This window comes from Kitasatospora sp. NPDC001175 (genome assembly GCF_053598215.1).
The window spans coordinates 1-1453 of the sequence record NZ_JBSFJU010000220.1 but is presented as its reverse complement, the minus strand read 5'-3'; the positions used below and the strand labels follow the sequence as shown (position 1 = coordinate 1453).

The window sequence follows — 1453 nt, the reverse complement described above, 5'->3', positions numbered from 1 at the left end:
CAGCGGCCACCAGCGGGCCTCCCCGGTACGCGACAGGCGGAGCGTCAGCAGGATGATCGTCAGCCAGGCGGTCAGGTCGAAGGTCGCGGTGGAGAACAGGTGGCCGTTGCCCAGCACGTAGCCTGAGCAGGCCGCCGCTCCTGCCGCGAGTACCTGCCCGCCGCGCCCGGCGCCCAGCTCGCGGGCGATCAGCGCGGTGAGCGTGATCGAGGCCGCGGCGAGCAGCGCGGGCAGGATTCGTACCCCGGTCGGGGCGGCGCCGAAGAGCTCCGTCTCAAGCCGGGCCAGCAGCGGGGTGAGCGGCGGCTGGTCCGGATAGCCCCAGGCAGGGTGGCGACCGGCGAGCAGGAAGTACAGCTCGTCGCGGTGAAAGCCATAGCGACCTGAGAGCGTGATCAGCAACGCCGCGGCAGCGGCCGCGATCCCCCCGACCGGCCCGGCCGCGAATGGCCCCGGGCACGGCTGTGCATCCCCCCGAATACGCATGCCCGCATTCTCACTCTCCAGCACAGGGCCCGAGAAGTGCCTGGAAGACGGTAATCGGACAGTGGCCCGCCCGACGCGCTACCCCGCGCGATCAACCGTCAATGACACGAACCCGCAATGGTCGAACTTCGGTGGCAACCGGTCAAGGTTCCGTGGCGCGGGACACGGACGGCTCAGTGGTCCGAAGCCCTGACGGGCAGACCCTGACCGGGTGAAAATCGGGTTGGTGGCCGCCTGGCCGACGTCGTCTCGCCTTGGCGCGTTCCGAGCCCGTGGCTCAGTAGGACGCTGGGGGTCCACTCCAGGCACCCGGAAATGTTGCTCCGAGCACGCACATCAGACTCTTCCGGGCCCCTGCCGGGCGGCCCCACGCCTGGCCATGCGGGACTGGCTGCTGACCGAACAGGTCACCGTCGTGGGCATGGAGGTTACCCACCACCACCAGGTCACACCCGACGGCCCCCCGCCGGGTAGAGCTTGGCGTGCAGCACCCGCACTTCCCACCACGGATCACCCGGGGCGGAGACCAGGGCGGCGACCTGCTCGCGCTTGGTCGGGGTGGGGAGCACCAGCGGGCCCAGCTCCTCCGCCTCCCGGTCGCTGACGCACTACGGGCACTCCAGCCGGTCGGGGCTGGCCTTCTCTGTGAGCTCCAGCTTCGAGCCGGCCTTCCCGCCGATCGAGCCTCGGCACGTCCAGCACGGGCGCAGTGCGGCGCTGGCCGCGCGGGCTGCCTCCAGCTGGGCTCGGGCCTTAGCCTCTCGCTCCTCCTCCTGCCGCTGCTGGTGCTTCTCGTGGCAGGACCAGCAGCGGCCACCCGGGCGGCGGGTCCACTCCACCTGTCCCTCGGGGCCGTACTCCCAGTTGCTCGCCTGAGCTTGCTCCGCTTTGACGGACACCGTTGGTGTGGTGGTCAGGCCGCCAGGACGGTCTCGTATTCGGCGGGACTGCGGTAGCCGAGGCTGCT

At 70.9% G+C, this 1453-nt stretch carries 3 protein-coding genes; all 3 read right to left on the bottom strand.

The annotated features are described in order from the left end of the window. A partial coding sequence (locus ACWDAK_RS41270) for an ArnT family glycosyltransferase (RefSeq protein WP_449806598.1) occupies positions 1–486 on the bottom strand: 486 nt, incomplete at its 3' end. 446 nt (positions 487–932) lie between these two features. Beyond that, positions 933–1055 (bottom strand): hypothetical protein, encoded by a 123-nt coding sequence (locus tag ACWDAK_RS41265; protein WP_344641661.1) that lies wholly within the window; start codon positions 1053–1055, stop codon positions 933–935. 39 nt (positions 1056–1094) lie between these two features. Further along, positions 1095–1385, bottom strand: a complete 291-nt coding sequence (locus tag ACWDAK_RS41260) for a hypothetical protein (protein WP_449806597.1) — start codon at positions 1383–1385, stop codon at positions 1095–1097. Between the last annotated feature and the right edge of the window lie 68 nt (positions 1386–1453).